This window comes from Streptomyces sp. NPDC086549 (assembly GCF_044746205.1).
GTDB lineage: Bacteria > Actinomycetota > Actinomycetes > Streptomycetales > Streptomycetaceae > Streptomyces.
The window spans coordinates 1,350,074-1,366,562 of record NZ_JBIVBS010000001.1 but is presented as its reverse complement, the minus strand read 5'-3'; the positions used below and the strand labels follow the sequence as shown (position 1 = coordinate 1,366,562).

Genomic DNA, 16,489 nt, shown 5'->3' with positions numbered 1-16,489 from the left:
CGGAGCCGTGTACGGCGTCGGTATGCGTATCCGGACCGCGCGCGTCGCGCGTACGGGCCAAGGCCGCGGTGCCCCGGTCGAGGGGGTGCCGCGGCTTTGTGCTGCGCGGAGGGACTCGGCCGCGACGGCCGTGCGGCCTGACGCAAGGCACCGGCGCGGGCATGTGGCGGCCGCCGGGTGATCTCCGGCCTGGCGCCCGGAGGAGGCTGTCGCTGTCGCGCGGCAGTGCCGAGGGGTGCGTGCTGGGCGTACGGCGGTGCCGAGGGGTACGGCGGTGCCGAGGGGTACGTGCTGGACGTACGGCGGTGGCGCGGGCAGGGGTCGGCCGTCGGTGGTGGTGTCCGGCCGGGTGCCTGGAGGCGGGTCGGGGTACGGCCAACGCTGTGGCGGTGCTGAAGCGTGACAGGGTGCCGGGCCCGGACCGATCCGCGGCGGTCTCTTTCGCGGACCCTCTCCGGTCGACCCGGTCGACCCGGAGGAGTGGCGTTCGCCCCTCGGAATCCTCCTCGGGGCGCGGTCCGGGCACCCTGACGCGCCGGGCCGACCTGGCGTCGGCGGCGTGGAAGATCCGGACAGCGGACGAGCGGACGAGCGGACGAGCGGACGAGCGGACGAGCGGACGAGCGGACGAGCGGACGAGCGGACGGTCGAGCGGTGGGGCGGCCGGGCGGTGGGGCCGGGCCCCTGTCGGTCCACTTCTCCCGGCGGCGGGAATTCGCCGGCCGTCCTGTCCACGGCCTTGTCGCGACGACCGGTGCCGTGATCACCTCGGGAGGGTTCGCGTTTCCCGCCGCGGCCGCCGTGACGCCATTCCGTTTCCGCTTCCGGACCCGGTTGCCGATCATGCGGCGGGGGTTCGTGAATACCGTCGAGGGTGTTTACCCCGGTCTCCGGGCCGGGCGGAGCGGTTGGGGACTGACGTGGTGGACGTAATTCCGGCGCCCGGGAACTCGTACTGGAACGAGGCCGGTTACGCGAGCCTGGACGCGGAGACCAAGCTGGCGGCGCGCCCCGGCACGGAGGGTGTCGCGCGTTGGCTGCGCGCAACGGTCGGCGCGGCCACCGGCCTGCCTCTTGCGGAGGGATCCGGTGCGGACAACAGCTCCGCGAACAGCATTGTGCTGAGCATCGAACCCGGCCTGCCCCCGGAGGGATACCGGATCGTCGTCGACGGGTATGCGCACCGCATCGAGGGCGGAAGTGCGGCCGGTGTCTTCTGGGGTGCCCAGACATTCCGTCAGCTGCTCGGCCCCGACGCGTTCCGGCGGGCTCCCGTGCGGCCGGACCAGGGCTGGGAACTCCCGCTGGTCACGATCGAGGACAGTCCCCGATTCCGCTGGCGGGGCCTGATGCTCGATGTCGCCCGGCACTTCCTGCCCAAGGAAGGCGTCCTGCGATACCTCGATCTGATGGCCGCGCACAAACTGAACGTCTTCCACTTCCACCTGACGGACGACCAGGGCTGGCGGGTCGAGATCAAGCGCTACCCGAAGCTGACCGAGGTCGGCTCCTGGCGGGCGCGCACGAAATTCGGACACCGGGCTTCGCCGCTGTGGGAGGAGAAGCCGCACGGCGGTTACTACACCCAGGACGACATCCGGGAGATCGTCGCCTACGCCGCCGAGCGGCATATCGCCGTCGTCCCCGAAATCGACATCCCCGGCCACTCGCAGGCAGCCATCGCCGCGTATCCGGAACTCGGCAACACCGACGTCATCGACACGACCACCCTCTCCGTCTGGGACAACTGGGGGATCTCTCCGAACGTACTCGCCCCCACTGACAACACCCTGCGCTTCTACGAGGGGGTGTTCGAGGAACTCCTCGACCTGTTCCCCGCGGGCGCGGCTGAGTTCCCGGCGTTCCCGGCGTTCTCGACGTTCATTCACGTCGGCGGCGACGAATGCCTCAAGGACCAGTGGAAGCGGTCGCCGACCGCGCGGGCCCGCATCGAGGAACTCGGACTCGCGGACGAGGACGAACTGCAGTCCTGGTTCATCGGTCACTTCGCGAAGTGGCTTTCCGCGCGCGGACGCAGACTCATCGGCTGGGACGAGATCCTGGAGGGCGGGCTCCCGGAGGGCGCGGCCGTCTCGTCCTGGCGCGGCTACGCGGGCGGGGTCGCCGCCGCGCGGGCCGGGCACGACGTCGTGATGTGCCCCGAGCAGCAGGTGTACCTGGACCACCGGCAGGCCGCGGGCGAGGACGAACCCGTACCGATCGGGTATGTCCGCACCCTGGAGGACGTCTACCGGTTCGAGCCGGTTCCGCCGGAGCTCGACGAGGAGCGGGCCCGCCACGTGCTGGGAGCCCAGGCGAACGTGTGGACCGAGGCGACGGAGGACCACGCACGCGTGGACTACCAGACCTTCCCCAGGCTCGCCGCCTTCGCCGAGGTGGCCTGGAGCCGCCTGCCCGCCCCCGAGGCCCGGGACTTCGCCGGCTTCGAGCGGCGTATGGCCGCCCACTACCGGCGCCTCGACGCCCTGGGCGTCGGCTACCGCCCGCCCGGCGGACCCCGCCCGTGGCAGCGGCGCCCCGGCGTGCTCGGCCGTCCCCTCGACGGACCGCCCCCGAACAGGTAATGGAAAAAGACCCCAAGAGTCACCGAAGAGTGTCAATCGGTTCTCACCGGCGATGAGGTACGAAAACGGACCATGTCCCCATTGAGGTGGGCGAATGGCTCCTAGCGGACCCCCGCGCTCGAGTGTTGCGATGATGTGCCAGAGTTGCCACGTCCGCCCTGTGAGCACGTACCGTACGGCAGCACAGGTGGGACCAGGTGGGGCAGCGGAAGGGGCAGCCGGTTTGACCACGCACGCACCGCAGGCGGCGCAGGCCGTCACGTTGCCCACGACGCTGAACGAGGCCGTGGCGGCACTCGCAGCCATGCCCGCCGCCGTGCCCGTCGCGGGCGGCACCGACCTGATGGCCGCCGTCAACTCCGGGCAGCTCAGGCCCGCAGCCCTGGTGGGCCTCGGCCGGATCAGCGAGATCCGCGGCTGGCAGTACCAGGACGGCCACGCGCTGCTCGGCGCCGGGCTCACGCATGCGCGCATGGGCCGACCCGACTTCGCCGCCCTGATCCCGGCCCTCGCCGCCGCCGCGCGCGCCGCCGGCCCGCCGCACATCCGCAACGCGGGCACCCTGGGCGGCAACATCGCCACGGCCGCGCCCACCGGGGACGCGCTTCCGGTCCTGGCCGCCCTGGAGGCGGCGGTGATCGTCGCGGGTCCGGGCGGGTCCCGCCGGGAGATCCCGGTGTCGCACCTGCTGGCGGGCATGGAGATGCTCCGCGGCGGTGAGCTCATCGGCTACGTGCGCGTGCCCCTGCTGCACGCCCCGCAGGTGTTCCTGAAGGCGACGGGACGGACCGGGCCGGGCCGTGCGGTGGCCTCCGTGGCCCTGGTCCTCGACCCCGCCCGGCGCGGCGTGCGGTGTGCCGTCGGCGCCATCGCGCCGATGCCGCTCAGGCCCCTGGACGCCGAGCAGTGGGTCTCCCGGCTCATCGACTGGGACAACGACCGCGCGCTCGTCCCCGAGGCCCTGAACGCCTTCGGGGAGTACGTCGCCGCGGCCTGCATCCCCGACCCGGCCCCGGAGGCCGACGGCTCCGTGCCGACGCTTCCGCCCGCCGTACTGCACCTGCGGCGCACCGTTGCCGCGCTGGCCCGACGAGCACTGGGGAGGGCGCTGTCGTGACCGACGATCAGCACGGAGAGGGCGGGCCCCAGGGCGGCAGCCGCTGGGACCCGCTGCCCCAGGGCGACTACGACGACGGCGCCACCGCCTTCGTGAAGCTCCCCGAAGGGGGCATCGAGGCCCTCCTGGCCGCCGACAGCCCGCTCGCCGCGCCCGGCCACGGCTATGTGCCGCCGCAGATAGCGGTGGCCCCTGCCGCGAACCCCGGGACCGAACCCGGGGCGACGGGCACGTGGACGATGCCGGCCGACGGCGCACAGTGGCCCGACCCGAACGCCGTGCCCCAGGGGGCTGGCGCGGACGACCGCTTCACGTACAACCCGGCGTCCACGCAGCAGTGGGCCTTCGACGAGCCCGCAGCGCCCGCCCCCGGTCATGACGTGACCGGCCAGTGGTCCATCCCCGTCGCCGGAGGCGACCTTCCGGACGAATCGGGCGAGTTCAGTACGTCCTCCCTGGTCGAGCAGTGGGGCGGCACCCCTCCGGCCACCCTGCCCGGCGGCGCGCCCGCGCCCTGGGCGACGGAGGGCTCCGGGCAGCCCTGGGGGCAGCAGACGGCGGATCCGCGGACGGACGGGAACCCGGCCGGCGCCGACCACGTGGCCGCCGAGCACCCGGATTACGCCCCCGCACGGACTCCCGGTCACCCCGGTGCCGGTGCAGCCCCCGGTTACCCGGGCGTCCACGCCGAGCCCTCCCGGGAGGGGTTCGCGGCCGGCGCGGGATACCCGGAGCCGCCCGCCGACGACGACACCGGGACCATGGCACCCGGCGCGGGCTTCCCGGCGGCGGCGTACGGCGAGGAGTCCGACGCCGACCACGCGTACCCCACACACACCGGACACCAGGCGCACGGGACCGCGAGGCCGGCCGAGGACACGAAGCCTTCCGAGGAGTCGGGGCCCGAGGGCGCCCACGAGGCCGAGGAGGCCCCTGAGAGGCCCGCTGGACGCCCCGCGCGGCACGACGCCACCACCGATGCCGAACTCGCCCCGGAGGCCGCGGAAACGGCCCCCGCGGCCGACGACCCGGCTCCCTCGCCCGACGCCGCGGCCCCGTCCACCGACGACCCGGCCGCCCTCCCCCCGCACGACGACCACCCCCTCGCCTCCTTCGTCCTGAGCGTCAACGGCGCCGACCGCCCCGTCACCGACGCCTGGATCGGCGAGTCCCTGCTGTACGTCCTGCGGGAGCGGCTCGGGCTCGCCGGCGCCAAGGACGGCTGCTCGCAGGGCGAGTGCGGGGCGTGCAACGTCCAGGTGGACGGGCGGCTCGTCGCCTCCTGCCTGGTGCCCGCGGTCACCGCGGCCGGCAGCGAGGTCCGCACGGTCGAGGGACTCGCCGTCGACGGACAGCCCTCCGACGTGCAGCGGGCGCTCGCCAAGTGCGGTGCGGTGCAGTGCGGTTTCTGCGTGCCCGGCATGGCGATGACCCTGCACGACCTCCTGGAGGGCAATCCCGCGCCGACCGAGCTGGAGACGCGCCAGGCGCTGTGCGGCAACCTGTGCCGCTGCTCCGGCTACCGGGGCGTCCTGGAGGCCGTCAAGGAAGTCGTGTCCGAACGCGAGGCGCACGCCGCGGCGGAGGCCGAGGCGGACGCGGACGAGGCACGTATTCCGCACCAGGCGGGCCCGGGTGCCGGCGGCGTCAACCCGTCGGTGTTCGAGGCGTCCGGCCCGCCGGTCCCGCACGACCAGTCCTACGGGCACGACCAGGCCTACGGACAGGACCAGTCCTACGGACAGGACGGAGGCCGGGCGTGAGCAACGAAGCCGCCACCGCGACCACCGCAGCGGAGGCCGCGGCCCCCGAACCGCTGCCGCACGGCCTCGGCGTCTCCCTGCTGCCGGCCGACGCCCACGCCAAGACCGAGGGCACGTTCCCTTACGCGGCCGACCTGTGGGCCGAGGGCCTGCTGTGGGCGGCCGTACTGCGCTCCCCGCACCCGCACGCGCGCATCGTGTCCATCGACACCTCCCACGCGCGCGAGATGCCCGGCGTACGGGCGATCGTCACCCACGAGGACGTGCCCGGCACCCCCCGGTACGGACGCGGCACGCCCGACCGCCCGGTGTTCGCCTCCGAGGTCGTGCGCCACCACGGCGAGCCCATCGCCGCCGTCGCCGCCGACCACCCCGACACCGCGCGGATGGCCGCGGCGGCCGTCATCGTCGAGTACGAGGTACTCGATCCGGTGACCGACCCGGAGCAGGCCTTCGAGGCCGAGCCGCTGCACCCGGACGGCAACCTGATCCGGCACATCCCGCTGCGCCACGGCGACCCGGACGCGGCCGGCGAGATCGTCGTCGAGGGCCTGTACCGCATCGGCCGCCAGGACCCCGCTCCCATCGGTGCCGAGGCCGGCCTCGCCGTGCCCCGCCCCGACGGCGGCGTCGAGCTCTACCTGGCCTCCACCGACCCGCACACCGACCGCAACACGGCCGCCGCGGTCTACGGCCTGGCCCCCGACCGCGTGAAGATCGTCGTCACCGGCGTCCCCGGCGCCACCGCCGACCGCGAGGACCAGGGCTTCCAGCTCCCGCTCGGCCTGCTGGCGCTCAAGACCGGCTGCCCGGTGAAGCTGACGGCGACCCGCGAGGAATCCTTCCTGGGCCACGCCCACCGGCACCCCACCCTCCTGCGCTACCGCCACCACGCCGACGCCGAGGGCAACCTGGTCAAGGTCGAGGCGCAGATCCTCCTCGACGCGGGCCCGTACGCGGACACCTCCTCGGAGGCCCTGGCCGCCGCGGTCTCCTTCGCCTGCGGCCCCTACGTCGTCCCGAACGCCTTCATCGAGGGCTGGGCCGTGCGCACCAACAACCCGCCCTCCGGCCACGTACGCGGCGAGGGCGCCATGCAGGTGTGCGCCGCCTACGAGGCGCAGATGGACAAGCTCGCCAAGAAGCTCGGCCTTGACCCGGCGGAGCTGCGCCTGCGCAACGCCCTCGCCACCGGGGACGTGCTCCCGATCGGCCAGACGGTGACCTGCCCGGCCCCCGTCGCCGAACTCCTCCAGGCCGTACGCGACTTTCCGCTCCCGCCCCTCCCCAAGGACACCCCCGAGGAGGAGTGGCTGCTGCCCGGCGGCCCCGAGGGCGCGGGCGAACCGGGCGCGGTGCGCCGGGGCGTCGGCTACAGCCTGGGCATGGTGCACATGCTCGGCGCGGAGGGCGCCGACGAGGTCTCCACGGCGACGGTGAAGGTCCACGACGGCATCGCCACCGTGCTGTGCGCGGCGGTGGAGACGGGCCAGGGCTTCACCACGCTGGCCCGCCAGATCGTCCAGGAGACCCTGGGCATCGACGAGGTGCACGTCGCGCCCGTCGACACCGACCAGCCCTCGGCGGGCGGCAGCTGCCGGGGCCGCCACACCTGGGTCTCGGGCGGCGCCGTGGAACGGGCCGCCAAGATGGTCCGCACGCAACTGCTCCAGCCCCTGGCGCACAAGTTCGGCATGTCCACGGAGCTGCTGCAGATCACCGACGGCAAGATCACGTCGTACGACGGCGTCCTGTCGACCACCGTCACCGAGGCGCTGGACGGCAAGGAGCTGTGGGCCACCGCCCAGTGCCGCCCGCACCCCACCGAGCCGCTCGACGCCGAGGGCCAGGGCGACGCCTTCGTCGGCCTCGCCTTCTGCGCGATCCGCGCGGTGGTGGACGTCGACATCGAACTCGGCTCGGTACGGGTCGTGGAGCTGGCCGTCGCCCAGGACGTGGGCCGGGTCCTCAACCCGGCGCAGCTCGCCGCCCGCATCGAGGCGGGCGTCACCCAGGGCGTGGGCATCGCCCTCACCGAGAACCTGCGCACCCCGCGCGGTCTGATCCGCCACCCCGACCTCACCGGGTACGCGCTCCCCACCGCCCTGGACGCGCCGGACATCCGGATCGTCAAGCTGGTCGAGGAACGGGACGTGGTCGCCCCCTTCGGCGCGAAGGCGGCCAGCGCGGTACCGGTCGTGACCTCTCCGGCGGCGATCGCCTCCGCCGTACGCGCGGCGACCGGACGTCCGGTGAACCGCCTCCCGATCCGCCCGCAGGCCGCGGTGGTGACGGGCCAGTGACCACCCCCGAGGACGAACCGCGCTACGAACCCCCGCCCAGCGTCGGCAAACTGCTGATCTGGATCCTGGTGTTCGTGCTGGCGGCGGTGGTCGTGGTGCTGGGCGGCGTGTACTTCACGTGAGGAGCGGCGTCGTCGTCATCACGGGGGTGATGGCCTCCGGCAGGTCGACGATCGCGCAGGCGCTCGCGGAGCGGCTGCCTCGTGCCGCCCACATCTGGGGAGACGTCTTCCGCCGGATCCCGGGAGGGTCGACTCAGTGGACGGGGCGCTGCGGTCGCTGGAGACCCCGCGCATCGGGCTGTGGCAACTCGACGATGACCGTGGGGGAAACGGTGCACGCGATCCTCGCCGGGGCGGAACGGGCCAGGGTCGTCTGACGTCATTTATCCGCGGGGCGTTGTCAGTGGTGCGGCGTAGTGTTCTGGGCAGTGAGGGACGGGCTGCCCACGACAACCCGCACCGACCCACACGGACCCACACGGACCCACACCGATCTACGACGATCTGCCACGAAGTTTGACCGAAATCGCGGGGGAGCGATGAGCACGACCGACGCCGGTGTCGCGGCGATCACCTTGACCGAGGACGAGCTCGGGTCGTACGTCACGCACGCCCCGACGCGCGGCCTGCTGACCGGCCCCGGACTGCCGGGCGACAGCGGCCTGTTGACGTTCGCGCCCCTGCGCGCGGCAGGCCTGCGCACGCTCGCGGACGCCACCGACGGCCCGCGCCGCCTCGCGGAGGAGCTGCGGGACCGGCTGGTGATAGGGGAACTGCTCGGCGCGGCGGGCATGGAGACGGAGTCGATCCTGCTCGACGGCGGCACGGGCGAGATCACCACCGCGTACCTCTTCGACCCGACGGACAGCCGCCCGCTCGCGCCCTCCCTGCGGACCCTGCTGCGGTTCGCCGCGGTCACCGAGGAACTGGCGGGCCTGCGCGGCCGTTTCGCCTCCTTCGCGGGCCGGTACGGCACGAAGACGGCGACCGAGGCGTCCCGCCGGCTCCTGGCCCTCTTCGAGGAGGACACGGACGGCCACGTGCCGCCGTACTGGAAGGCGGCCGCGCTGATCCGCCCCCTGGCCCTGGCGGCGGGCCCCGGCGGGGACTCCGGCCTCACCCTGGACCTTCCCGTGCGCCTCATGGACCAGGAGTTCGGCCACGGCAGGGTGGCCCGCTTCGAGGAGGTCGACTTCCCCGCCACGCTCACCCACGAGCCGACCCGCCGCTTCCTGCGCGAGACGGGTCTGCCCGAGGACGCCGTGCTCTTCCACCTCGACACGGACGTGCCGCTGCCGACGCTGACGGAGTACTACACGGACGAACGGGCCGACGAGTACCCCCTGGACGCGCTCCCGGCCCACTCCGACCGCCTGATACGCCTCGGCTACCTCGTCGAGGACAACAGCCTGGTGGTGGACGGCACGACGGGCGCGGTCCTGAACTTCAGCGAGCCCGAAGCGACCCTGTACCCCCTCAACACGGACGTCTCCACCCTCGCCTTCACCCTCTGGCTGCTGCACCGCGAGCGCGCGATCGACGCGGACCTCGGCGGCGAACTCACCAAGGCCTACGACCAGCTGGCCACGACGATGATCCAGGTCCTGTCGACGGTCGACCCGACGGGCACGACGGGCGACGCCGGCTGGCACTACTGGACGGAACTGTTCCAGGACGAAGCGGGCGGCGTGCTCTGACGGGCGGGACGGGATCCGTCCCGTCCGTCCGCCGCCCGCAACGGACACCCGGTGCCGACGCGTTCACCGAGTTCGGCCCGCAGGGCGGCGAGTTCGGCCATCCGTGCGTCGATGACGTGGATCTTCTCCTCGAACAACGTCGACAGCGCGGCGGCGGAGTCCGGCGCGTCCCGCAGTTCCTCGCCGTGCCGGGCGATCTCGGCGAGTGAGAAGCCGAGGGTCTGGGCGGTGCGGACGTAGTGCAGCCAGGGCACCGTCTCCGGCGGGAAGTCCCGGTACCCGTTGGCCAGCCGCTGACCCGCCACGAGGCCGATCTTCTCGTAGAAGCGGATGGTGTCCCTGGTCGTACCCGCTTGCGCGGCGAGCTCCCCGATACGCATGACTACCCCGCAGGTTCCCGGACTTGACGAGCCCGACGGACTTGACCTTGGACAGTACTCCAGTGTTTAGCGTCGGGAGACGTGAACCGACACCGACTCGAACTCCTCTCCCCGGCCCACCCCGCCTACCTCCGCGTCGTACGGGCGAGCGCCTGGTACGACCTCGTCGTCACAGCGGGATTCGCGACCCCGTGGACCTACGCGCTCCTGCACGACGCGCTGACGTCCCTGGGCAGGGCGGCAGGCCTGGGCGGCCTGCCGGCCCTGAACCCGATGCAGACCCTCTACGCAAACCTGATGGGTTCGGTGGTGATCGTCTGGGCCCTCCTGCGGATCACCAGGCCCCTGCCGCTCCACGGCCTCCTGGACGGAGCCGCCCGCACCCTGTTCGCCCTGTGGCAGGCCTACGCCGTGACCCACGGCGCCCCGGACCTGCTGTGGATCTTCTTCACGGTGGAGACGACGTTCGGCGCCGCGCAACTCGCGCCCTGGTTGCGGACGCGTCGCACGACGCCGACATCAGAGGCCGTGGCGGGAATCGAACCCACGTAATTCGCTTTGCAGGTTTGTCCGGGCTGGTCAGGGCATGATCCAAGGGCGTTCGCGCGCGTTCAATCTCGTACGGACGTTGTGATCAATGGGGCAGCTGGAACGGCTCCGGACGGCCGCGTAAAGCGGTGAATGAGACGGAAACCGAGACGAGCGGCCCGTCGCGTAGCTTCGCTGTGTGCTGGCACTTTTCGACCTGGACAACACCTTGATCGACCACCGTGGGGGCCTTGAGGGCCGGGCCCGCGGCTTTGTGCGCCAGCGGCGCCTGCCCCGTGAGGCGGAGTCCGGCATCTGCGATCGGCTCCGGTCGCGGGCTTACCCCGCAGACTTCGTACACCTGCGGGAGACACTCGGGCTCAGCGACGATCCAGACGACCTCTGGCGTGGGTACGTCGAAGGTATCGCCTGGTCGGTCCGTTGCTTCCCGGGGTTCGGGAGAGCCTCGAAGCGTTGCGCGGTGCAGGGTGGAATCTCGGTGCCGCGACGAACGGCGCGGGGGACATCCAACGGGCCAAGCTCGCCGCGACCGGACTCACCTCGTTTCATAGCCAGCCGCGTCGGGTGGCGGTGAGGCCGGCCTGGAAGCGGGTGGAGGCGCCGAGTTGGCACATGAGTTGGTGGACGCGACGCTGGGTAGTCCGCTCGCTCCAGCCTTGGGCGCGCGCGATGGCCGTGTCGGTGAGGCCGGAGGCGAGCAGGGCAAGCAGGGACCGAGTCTCCTCATCAGGCTCTGCGTCCTCGGATTCCGCCGCGGTGGTGGCGTCGCCGGGTGGCGGTGGGGCGTCCGACAGTGGCACTGCGCGCTCCCATTGTGCCTCGAAGAGCGATTCCAGGGCTACGAGCACGGGGGAGCGGTGGACCAGGTAGGCGACTGACTGGCCCCCAGGGCCGAGGCTGAAGGGGAGGACGGCCGCCCGGTCGTCGCTGATGACGAGTTTGAGGGGCAACTCAGGGTGTACCCGTGCCTGCTCGCCCGCCTTCATGCTGGGCACGATGTCGTTGTCCAGCCTGCCGGGCCAGGCCACCGCTTCGCGGTCGTAGATCACCCGGTGGATCACGCCGCGCTGCTGCTGCTGGAGCTGGCGGTCGAGGTTGCTGCCGGGGCCGTCGACATAGGGCGGGCGGTCGAACGCACGCACTTGGTGGCTGGCGTCGACAGTCAACCGGTGCACGGCGGCGCTGATGTGCTCACGGCTGGTGAGCAGTTCGACGGCCATGTCGGGATGGCTTATCCGGGCCGCTTCCCGGTGAGTCTCGGTCAACCGCAGTACCAGGGCTCGTGCTTCCTTGAGCTGGTTCTCGCGCTGGTCTATCAGCGGGGTGACGGCGACATCCGGGGGAGTGGCGGTGAAGCGTGGCGGGCGTCGGGCGTCCTGCACGGCGAGCCCGAGCTTGACCAGTTTGGACAGCAGTCTTCCCACAGTGGACGCGCACATGCCGCAAGCGTCGGCCAACTCCGAAGCGGTGCAGCGAGGCTGCCGGACCAGTGCCACATAGACGTGTTCTGTCTCTTCCGCAAGCCCGAGCACGTCAAATTCCATACTGTCCCGCCAATTTCTGTGGCGGCTTCCGCCACCTGTCAGAGATCCGCCAGCCTCGTAATCTTGTGTTTCGTTGGTCGCGGTTGACATCTTTCACGCTGAAGTTGGCGCTGTCCTGAGCACATTCGAGCGGGCAGCGCCTTTCGGTGTGGATCCGTGCTCGCGGATTCGCTCCCTGAGAAAGGTGTCCCATGACGTATGCCCACACGCGCGGCAGACGGCTTGGTGCCGTCGGTGTCGCGCTCGTGGCCATCACCGCGGCCGTAACGATACCTGCGGCCGCGCTTCCCTCAAGCTCCCCCGGGTCCGGCTCCGCGGCCGCTGATTCCGGCCAGTCGCCGGCCGTCAAGACCCCGCTCGGCAGCAGCTCATCAGCGTCACAGCCCGGTGCGGGGGCCGCGCTGCCCTCCATACCCGGATCCTCAGCGCTCGGTCCGTGGCGCTCGTTCCTGAAGCCCACGCCCGCGCAGTCGGCGAAGAACAGCCCTCACCAGGTCCTTGTGGTACTCGACTCGGCCACCCAGGTGACGGGCACGTCGCTGGGCAAGCAGCGCAATCTGCAGGTCCGTACCCCGCTGACCTCAGACACCGCGGTCAACACCGCGCTCCGGCGGGCCCACGCGGTCTCCATGCGGCCCCTGCTGCCGGAACTGTCGGCCACCCAGGCGAAGCAGTTGCGCTCAGCCGCCCAGGCGAAGCTGGGCTCCGGGGCGATCGACCTGTCCAAGGTCCAGGTCGTCAAGCTCGCCGGCGGCGACGCCTCGGGGGCTGCCCGGGCGCTGGCCGCCACACCCGGTGTCGTCTACGCCGAGCCCGACCAGACCGTCTCCCCCATGAACACCGGCTCCGTGCCGCTGCCCTCCACGGCGAGCGCCACGGCGGGGAAGGCCGGCTTGTCGGCGAAGGCACAGGACAGCGGTGCGACCGGCTCCGACGGAGTGCCCGGCAACGCGGCTCTCGGCACCTCGGTGCAGAGCTTCCTCAACGCCGGCGGTGTGAACGCCACGGGCGCCTACAGCGTGCTGAAGCGGAAGTTCGGCCAGCTGCCCGGCACCGGTGAGACCATCACCAACGTCTCGGTCGGCGACCTCACCGACTCGTCGACCCCGAGCGACTACGGGCCGACGACCGTCGTCCAGAACGGCCAGCGATACCTGGACATTCCCACGATGCCCTTGATCCCCACCTACACCGCGGACGCGACCGGCGCGCTCGACCCGACCGGATCGACCCGGGGGCAGGACGGCCAGCTGGGCGAGGTGCTGCTGGACTTCTCCGTGATGGCGCCGCTTCCGCACGATCTGCAACGCCCTGGCATGCAGGGCAGCGGGCCCTCCGACCTGCTGGGCATTGCCCCGGGCGCCAACTACCGGCTCGTCGTTCCTCAGCAGCCGACGTTCAGCCAGATCGCGGTGGCACTGCTTGCCGCGGCCCAGCAGACTCCGCGGCCTGACGTGATCACTGCCAGCCTGGGCGTCGGCACCGACGCCTTCGGGCTCCCCGGCCGCTACCTGGAGGACGACCCGGTCCAGCAGGCTGTGATCGCATCGATCGTGAAGCAGTACGGCATCACCGTGGTGGTCTCGTCGAACGACGGCACCCGGCTGTTCACCAACGCGTCCGTCGGGCCCGACGGCGGCAGCACTCCGACCGACGTGACGCACAACGCCGCCAAGACCACCCGGATCGACGACGACCAGGCGTCGACCACGCCCAGCAAGGTGCTGGACTCCGGCGCGATCGCCGCGGGCGGTACCACGACCGACGACACGCTGTCCGTTCCGCCGCAGAGCGGTGCGGCCGGGTCGGCCAACGGGACCTGGGCGACCACCAGGCTCAACGGTTCCGGGGTCTTCTCCTCGGGATTCGGCACGCGCGTGGACGTCTCGGCGCCCAGTGACGGCATCCCCGCCTTCGAGCACCAGGGTGCTACCGCGCAGTCGGTGGCCGAGGTCCTCAGCGGAGGCACTTCGGCGTCCGCGCCCGAGATCGCGGCCGCTGCCGCGGTCGTGCTGCAGGCCTCCCGGCTGACCGGGCAGCACCCGTCGTCCGATGACGTCCGTTCGCTGCTGGAGCGCACCGGCCGGGCCGTGCCCACGCCGCCGCAGATCGACCAGCCGCTGCACGTGGGCCCGCAGCTCGACGTCACCGCCGCGCTGCAAGCGGTCCTGGCCAAGGCGGACGGCAGCAGCCGTGCCGACACGGGCGCGCCCCGCATCGTCCGGCTCTCCGTGGCGCATCGCCAGACCGTGGGCGGACTCGGAGGAGCGTACCTGGAGGGCACCGATCCCGGACGCATCGACCTGGCCGGACCGGGCACGGGCTCCAAAGCCACCGGGGAGGGCCTGGTGGGACCGGTGACCATCGGCGCCGACGTGACCGGCCTGTCCAGCCGGCAGGGCGTCAGCTACGCGCTGCGCATCGGGAACAAAGAGTTCACCTCCGATGTGTCGGCGATCCGGCTCACCCCCACACAGATGCTGACCGCGGCCGGACTTCCGGTCGTCTCCGCGACGGACCGGCAGATCTCGCTCACCTTCGAGGTGCGCCGCGGCCACCAGGTGCTGGCCTCGGCCACCCACGAGCTGACCTTCGGCCCCACCGACGGCAGCTACCTCGAGTCGCTCGCCCCGGTGGTCCAGCCCGTCGTCAAGGCGGGGCACTCCGTGCAGGTGAGCTACGACCTCACCGGAGTGCGGAACGTCGGCTCGCCGAAGTTGGTCGTGTCGGGAGTCGGCCACTGGAGCCCCGCGATGGCGCCCATCTTCTCCGCCTCCTACACCACCCCGCTGACGGGACTTCGCGGCACGGTCACCGTCCCGGCCTCCGCCTTCTCCGCCGGCGGCGGCATCTACGGGATCGGTGTCCTCGAGAACCCCACAGGCAACGCCAAGGGGGGCCCGCTGTACGGCGAGTTCGCCTCGATCCGGGTCGACGGCAGTGACCCCTCGCAACGCCCGGAAGCGCCGACCCTGGCCTCGAAGGCCTCCGGAGACTTCGGTCACCTGCTGGAGATCAACCGGGCGGCACCGCGGTTCTCGGTGCACTACGACGTATCGAAGGTCGAGGGTGCCACCGGCGCGCTGCTGGAGTTCTCCGCGCCCGGGCCGAACTTGTACCACTCGTACAACCTGGTCAGCAACCAGAACGGCACCACCCGTGACCACGACGGGGTGAACAGCCCGGCCACGCTCGACCACTCGCTGAAGGGCACGCGAGGCACGGCGACGCTCGACGCACTGGCGCTCAAGCTGCCCGCATCGGTCAACTACGACCTGCGAGTGTTCGCCGTCGACGAGCACGGCAAGATAGTCGGCCAGGCTTCGCCGACGTCGCTGCTGGGATACGACGACGGACTGGCCCCCGACGGCACCAACCTGACCAACTTCGCGATCGTCCCCGGCGGCACGTCCGTCGCAGCGGTCGAGAGCCCCACCGGTGAAGGCTCGGTGTACGACTACGACACCGTCACCGGAGCCTACGGACGCAAGTTGACGAGCGACCCCGCGTACGGCTCCATCTACGAGGTGTTCGGCGTCGACTCCGCCAACCACACGCTGGTCCTGCACAAGCAGACCACCACCGGCGAGCAGTGGCTGGAGACCTACGACACGAGCACCGGCAACGCGGTCGGCAGCCCCGTCCGGGTCGACGACCAGTACGTCGTGACGGGCGGCCGGGTGGACGCCAAGCGCCACCGTGCAGCGGTGCTCGCCTACCGTTCGAGCGACCACTCGGGCTTCGTGCTCCCCGTGGACACGGCGACCGGCGCACTGGGCACCGCCCTCCAGCTCGACCCCACCCCGAACGGCCGTTCCACGTACAGCCTGCTGGACGTGGACGAGTCGACCGGCGTCTTCTCCGCGCAGTTGACCGGGGCCGACGCCAACTGCTTGGCCTCGATGGGTTCCGGCACGATGGCAGCGGTCAACCTGGACAGTGGAACGGTCACCCACAGCCAGGGAGGGACCCCTTGCGCCACGGACCTCGCCTCCGACCAGAAGGGCAACCTCTACGAATCGTGGTACCACTCGTTTAGCATCCACTTCCCCGGCACCGGGTACTTCGCGCAGTTGCCCAGCGGGAACCAGGTGGATCTCGGAATGCAGCAGGCACCCGTCGCGCTCGCCGTCGACGGCGAGCACCAACTGGCACTGTTCGCCTTCCGGGTCCCGGACCTGAAGCCGATGGGCGACTTTCAGCAGTACGGCTTCGGCGACAACAACGCCACCGGCCGCATCGCCGTCGTCGACCTGAAGACGGGCAAGACGGTGAGCACCGTGACCGGCGTCGAGTACCCGCAGTACGGCTCCTACAACGGTCGGCTCGAAAACCATCGCGAGCGCGTCATGCAGCTCGACCCGGCAACCCGGACCGGCTGGACGTACGCAGGCGACGGCAGCCAGATCCAGCAGTTCTCCTACTGATACCGGCACGGGTCGCACTTCTCGCCCGACCACCCGGGTCCGCGGACGCCACGGCGCCCGCGGACCCGTGGCGTTTTCGGAGGACCGGCGGCGCCCGCCCCGGCCTACCCGCCCGGGCCGGT

Annotated in this window: 10 protein-coding genes and 1 pseudogene; 9 read left to right on the top strand and 2 right to left on the bottom strand. The window is 71.7% G+C overall.

What is annotated here, in order from left to right; translation table 11 throughout:
- The first annotated feature begins 920 nt into the window (after positions 1-920).
- The 7 genes and pseudogenes from ACIPSA_RS06275 (at position 921) to ACIPSA_RS06245 (ending at position 9,467) form a co-directional block, all read left to right on the top strand.
- Positions 921-2,585 carry a beta-N-acetylhexosaminidase gene (locus ACIPSA_RS06275; protein ID WP_402629180.1) on the top strand — a complete coding sequence of 555 codons (1,665 nt, stop codon included), beginning with the start codon at positions 921-923 and terminating at the stop codon, positions 2,583-2,585.
- A 223-nt stretch (positions 2,586-2,808) separates the two neighbouring features.
- Positions 2,809-3,702: an FAD binding domain-containing protein gene (locus ACIPSA_RS06270; RefSeq protein ID WP_402629177.1), complete on the top strand. Its 894-nt coding sequence runs from the start codon at positions 2,809-2,811 to the stop codon at positions 3,700-3,702.
- Positions 3,699-5,465, top strand: coding sequence for a 2Fe-2S iron-sulfur cluster-binding protein (locus ACIPSA_RS06265; protein ID WP_402629174.1), 1,767 nt, complete (start codon positions 3,699-3,701; stop codon positions 5,463-5,465). The genes ACIPSA_RS06270 and ACIPSA_RS06265 overlap by 4 nt, the downstream gene beginning before the upstream one ends.
- Positions 5,462-7,768: a xanthine dehydrogenase family protein molybdopterin-binding subunit gene (locus ACIPSA_RS06260; protein ID WP_402629171.1), complete on the top strand. Its 2,307-nt coding sequence runs from the start codon at positions 5,462-5,464 to the stop codon at positions 7,766-7,768. Before ACIPSA_RS06265 ends, ACIPSA_RS06260 begins: the two co-directional genes overlap by 4 nt.
- Entirely contained in the window at positions 7,765-7,890 is a 126-nt protein-coding gene (locus tag ACIPSA_RS06255; RefSeq protein ID WP_402629168.1) for a hypothetical protein, read from the top strand. Before ACIPSA_RS06260 ends, ACIPSA_RS06255 begins: the two co-directional genes overlap by 4 nt.
- Before the next feature lie 29 nt (positions 7,891-7,919).
- Positions 7,920-8,009: pseudogene (locus ACIPSA_RS06250) on the top strand (phosphotransferase); the annotation flags it as partial.
- Between the two features lie 300 nt (positions 8,010-8,309).
- Positions 8,310-9,467, top strand: a complete 1,158-nt coding sequence (locus ACIPSA_RS06245; RefSeq protein WP_402629165.1) for an SUKH-4 family immunity protein — start codon at positions 8,310-8,312, stop codon at positions 9,465-9,467.
- On the opposite strand, the gene ACIPSA_RS06240 is transcribed toward ACIPSA_RS06245, so the two are convergent.
- On the bottom strand, positions 9,422-9,847 hold the full coding sequence (locus tag ACIPSA_RS06240; RefSeq protein WP_402629162.1) for a MerR family transcriptional regulator: 426 nt from the start codon (positions 9,845-9,847) through the stop codon (positions 9,422-9,424). The two genes, ACIPSA_RS06245 and ACIPSA_RS06240, sit on opposite strands and share 46 nt — an antisense overlap.
- An 81-nt stretch (positions 9,848-9,928) precedes the next feature.
- Between ACIPSA_RS06240 and ACIPSA_RS06235 the strand changes: the two genes are divergently transcribed.
- The gene (locus ACIPSA_RS06235; protein WP_402629160.1) at positions 9,929-10,399 is read left to right on the top strand and encodes a hypothetical protein; all 471 of its coding nucleotides are present in this window, start codon (positions 9,929-9,931) and stop codon (positions 10,397-10,399) included.
- A gap of 542 nt (positions 10,400-10,941) precedes the next feature.
- Here ACIPSA_RS06235 and ACIPSA_RS06230 read toward each other — a convergent pair.
- Positions 10,942-11,940: a TrmB family transcriptional regulator gene (locus tag ACIPSA_RS06230; protein ID WP_402629157.1), complete on the bottom strand. Its 999-nt coding sequence runs from the start codon at positions 11,938-11,940 to the stop codon at positions 10,942-10,944.
- Positions 11,941-12,131: 191 nt separating this feature from the next.
- Between ACIPSA_RS06230 and ACIPSA_RS06225 the strand changes: the two genes are divergently transcribed.
- A complete protein-coding gene (locus tag ACIPSA_RS06225) occupies positions 12,132-16,367 on the top strand; it encodes a hypothetical protein (RefSeq protein ID WP_402629155.1) in 4,236 nt (1,411 codons plus the stop codon).
- The last annotated feature ends 122 nt before the right edge of the window (positions 16,368-16,489 follow it).

Coding starts and splice junctions, on each gene's coding strand:
- ACIPSA_RS06225 (WP_402629155.1), top strand. CDS start 12,132: ATGACGTATGCCCACACGCGCGGCAGACGGCTTGGTGCCGTCGGTGTC.
- ACIPSA_RS06230 (WP_402629157.1), bottom strand. CDS start 11,940: ATGGAATTTGACGTGCTCGGGCTTGCGGAAGAGACAGAACACGTCTAT.
- ACIPSA_RS06240 (WP_402629162.1), bottom strand. CDS start 9,847: ATGCGTATCGGGGAGCTCGCCGCGCAAGCGGGTACGACCAGGGACACC.
- ACIPSA_RS06245 (WP_402629165.1), top strand. CDS start 8,310: ATGAGCACGACCGACGCCGGTGTCGCGGCGATCACCTTGACCGAGGAC.